We start from the raw sequence: 3,644 nt of genomic DNA on the forward strand, positions 1-3,644 counted from the left end.
TCTTTCCCTACACGACGCTCTTCCGATCTGCAGCTTTTAAAGCTGTTATGGATGGTAAACAAGTAGCGTTTTTAGTGCCTACTACAATACTTGCAGAGCAGCATTATAAAAATCTCACAAAAAGATTTTCCGATTTTCCTGTAAAAGTTGAAATGGTAAGCAGATTTAGAACGCCGGCTCAGCAAAAGGTTGTTATTAAAGCTACAAAAGAGGGTAATGTAGATATATTAATAGGAACTCACAGAATTATTCAGAGTGATGTAAAATTTAAAGATCTAGGGGTATTAATTATAGATGAGGAGCAACGTTTTGGGGTGACTCACAAGGAAAAAATAAAAAGCCTTCGAAAAAATATAGATGTAATTACGCTAACAGCTACTCCAATTCCAAGGACTCTTCACATGTCTCTTACTGGAGTTCGCGACATAAGCGTAATAGAAACACCGCCAGAGGAGCGGTATCCAATACAAACTTATGTGGTAGAGTTTAATGATCAACTAATAAGAGATGCTATATTAAGAGAGATGAATAGAAAAGGTCAAGTTTTTTTTGTGTACAATAGAGTAGAAACTATAAAAGATATGGCAGCATATATTGGAAAGCTACTTCCAGAAGCAAGAGTTTGTATTGCACATGGGCAGATGACAGAGCGGGAACTCGAGTCTGTAATGATAGAGTTTATGGAGAATAAGTATGATATATTAATGTGTACCACAATTATTGAAACGGGAATAGACATTCAAAACACAAATACAATAATAATTTATGAAGCTGATAAGATGGGACTTTCCCAGTTATACCAATTAAGAGGTAGAGTTGGTAGGTCAAATAGAATAGCTTATGCATATCTAACGTACAAAAAAGATAAGGTGTTAACAGAAGTTGCAGAGAAAAGACTTAAGGCAATTAAGGACTTTACAGAGCTTGGATCTGGGTTTAAGATAGCAATGAGGGATCTTGAAATTAGAGGAGCTGGAAATATGATGGGCGGTGCTCAGCATGGTCATATGGCAGCTGTAGGTTATGATTTATATTGTAGAATGCTTGAAGAAACAGTGAAAAACATAAGGGGCGATGTAGAAAAGGAACCTATCGAAACATCTGTTGAGATTAAAATAGATGCCTATATTCCTGGAAGTTATATAGAAGATGAGTCTCAGAAAATAGAGATTTATAAAAAAATTGCAGCTATTGATTGCCTTGAAGATATGCAAGAAATACAAGAGGAAATAGAAGATAGATTTTCAGATATACCATCTTGCGTTGCAAATCTTATGAATATCGCCTACCTTAGATGCACGGCTGCTAAAGTAGGGATAATAGAAATTAAAGAGGGTAAAGATGAGATAATATTAGAATTTGACAGTGCGCAGAGGATAACTAAAGAAGTAGTTAAAGTTTTGGTTAGCAAATATAATAGAAGTATTGTATTTAAATTAGGGAATAAGCCAGTATTTTCATATAAATTCAAAAATTGCATTAAGGAAGAGGTACTTACAAATTTAATAGAGATCGTAAATCGCATAAAAAGTATAGTTGAAATAAAGTAAATTAGTGTTAAAATTAATGGTATCGTAACAAAATCATAATGACGATATACATATAGAATGGGGGAAATAAAATGAAAAACGTAAAAAAAATAATTAGTGCGGCTTTAATAACTTTGCTTGCTACATCGTTAATTGGGTGTAATATGATTGAAAAAACACCAGAAGGTATTGCAAAAACTGAAGTAGCAAAGGTTTATAATACTAAGATAACAAAAGGTGAAGTAGCTGAGCAATTAACAGGTGTTATTAAAGAACTTCAAACACAATATGGAACAAATTATACAACTAATAACGAGGCTATGACAGCATTAACAACTCAAAAACAGCAAGTGTTAGCAGGCTTAATTGATGAGAAAATTATAAATTATAAAGCCAAAGAACTCAAAGTAGTACCTACGGATGCTACCTTAAATACAGAAATTAATAAGCAGTTAGCAGAAGTTAAGAAAAGTGTAGGAACTGATGCTGCCTATAAAGCAGCTTTAACTCAGGCTGGAATTACAGAAGAACAACTAAAAGCAAGAATTAAACCAAGTGTTGTTCAAGAGGCATTAAAGGCTGAGACTACAAAAAATGTTAAAGTTACCGATGCAGAGGTGAAGGCATATTATAATGCTAATTTATCACTATATACTACAAAACCAAATACAATTCATTTAGCTCATATTTTAGTTAAGACGCAGGATGAAGCAGTAGCTATTAAGAAACGTTTAGATGCTGGTGAAAATTTTGCTAAACTTGCTAAAGAAAAAGGAACAGATGGAACTAAAGCCACTGGTGGAGAGTTAGGAACTTTAAAATTCAATGATACTACAATGGATGCAACATTTATGGCAGCTGCGATTAAGGTGCCAGCAGGTAAAGTTTCGACGCCAGTTCAAACTCAATATGGATTTCATTTGATAAAAGACATTGCAAGAACTAATTATCCTGTAAAGAAATTTGCGGATGCTAAAGCTGAAATAGAAAAAACTCTTTTAGCAAAGAAAAAAGCAACTGCATGGACAGCAGCAATGACAAAATGGACAACAGAAGCGAATGTAACAAAAATTGATAAAAACCTATAAGCTTTAAATTTAAAAAAAAGAAGGATTACCTCTATAAAGAGATATTCCTTCTTTTTTTACTTTGTTAAGACGCAAATATAGGATTATTTAGTAAAAAGAGTAGTAAATTGAGTAAAAAGTCTCCTTATTTTATTTATTAAAATTAAACATATACAAAAGTGCATAAAATTTCAAGTTTTGAAAGATAATAATAGAGCTAGCAGATTATATAAGCATTTATATAAGGAGGAGTAATTAAATGAAAGCAACTGGTATAGTAAGACGTATAGATGATTTAGGAAGAGTCGTTATTCCTAAAGAAATAAGGAGAACTCTGAGGATAAGAGAGGGAGATCCACTAGAGATATTTACTGATAGAGAAGGTGGAGTAATTTTAAAAAAATATTCGCCTATAGGTGAATTAAGCGAATTTTCTAGAGAATATGCTGAATCATTACAACAAACTATTGGAAATGCAATAATCATATGCGATAAGGATAATATAATATCTGTAAGCGGATGTCCTAAGAAAGAGTATGTTGATAAAAAAGTAAGTATTGAATTAGAAAAAGTAATGGAAAATAGGAAACCTATTGTTTTGGGTGAAGGGTTTGAAAAAGTCATATCATTTTACGATGATGAAATTGAAAACAAATATAGTGCTCAAGTAATTGCACCTATAATAGCAGAAGGTGATGCAATTGGTGCAGTACTAATAATGTCGACAGAGCCCGGAATAAAATTTGGAAATTTAGAATTAAAATTGGCAGAAACTGCAGCATCTTTTTTAGGGAAACAAATGGAACAATAGTCGTATTAGGATATAAAGTATATATTACAATGCAAGTGGAACATATTTGCAGTAATATATACTTTTGTTTTTTTTGAAGTATTAGTAATAATAATCTCTTAAATTAAATAATTATAATCATAGGATGTATATATTTACATAAATGAAGGATTACTAGGAGGCTATTATGAAAAAACATTCATTGATAAAAGGAACTATTATACTTGGAATGGCAGGTATATTTGCAAGGTTTTTAGG

2 protein-coding genes are annotated in these 3,644 nt (G+C 32.0%); both read left to right on the top strand.

Going from position 1 to position 3,644, the window contains the following annotated elements; genetic code table 11:
- Positions 1-1,621: 1,621 nt before the first annotated feature.
- Positions 1,622-2,617 (top strand): peptidylprolyl isomerase, encoded by a 996-nt coding sequence (locus Q0649_RS19575; protein ID WP_298845841.1) that lies wholly within the window; start codon positions 1,622-1,624, stop codon positions 2,615-2,617.
- A 238-nt stretch (positions 2,618-2,855) separates the two neighbouring features.
- Positions 2,856-3,407 carry a stage V sporulation protein T gene (spoVT, locus tag Q0649_RS19580; RefSeq protein ID WP_298845842.1) on the top strand — a complete coding sequence of 184 codons (552 nt, stop codon included), beginning with the start codon at positions 2,856-2,858 and terminating at the stop codon, positions 3,405-3,407.
- The last annotated feature ends 237 nt before the right edge of the window (positions 3,408-3,644 follow it).

It is taken from the genome of uncultured Clostridium sp. (assembly GCF_937920395.1).
GTDB lineage: Bacteria > Bacillota > Clostridia > Clostridiales > Clostridiaceae > Clostridium_AD.

Coding starts and splice junctions, on each gene's coding strand:
- Q0649_RS19575 (WP_298845841.1), top strand. CDS start 1,622: ATGAAAAACGTAAAAAAAATAATTAGTGCGGCTTTAATAACTTTGCTT.
- spoVT (WP_298845842.1), top strand. CDS start 2,856: ATGAAAGCAACTGGTATAGTAAGACGTATAGATGATTTAGGAAGAGTC.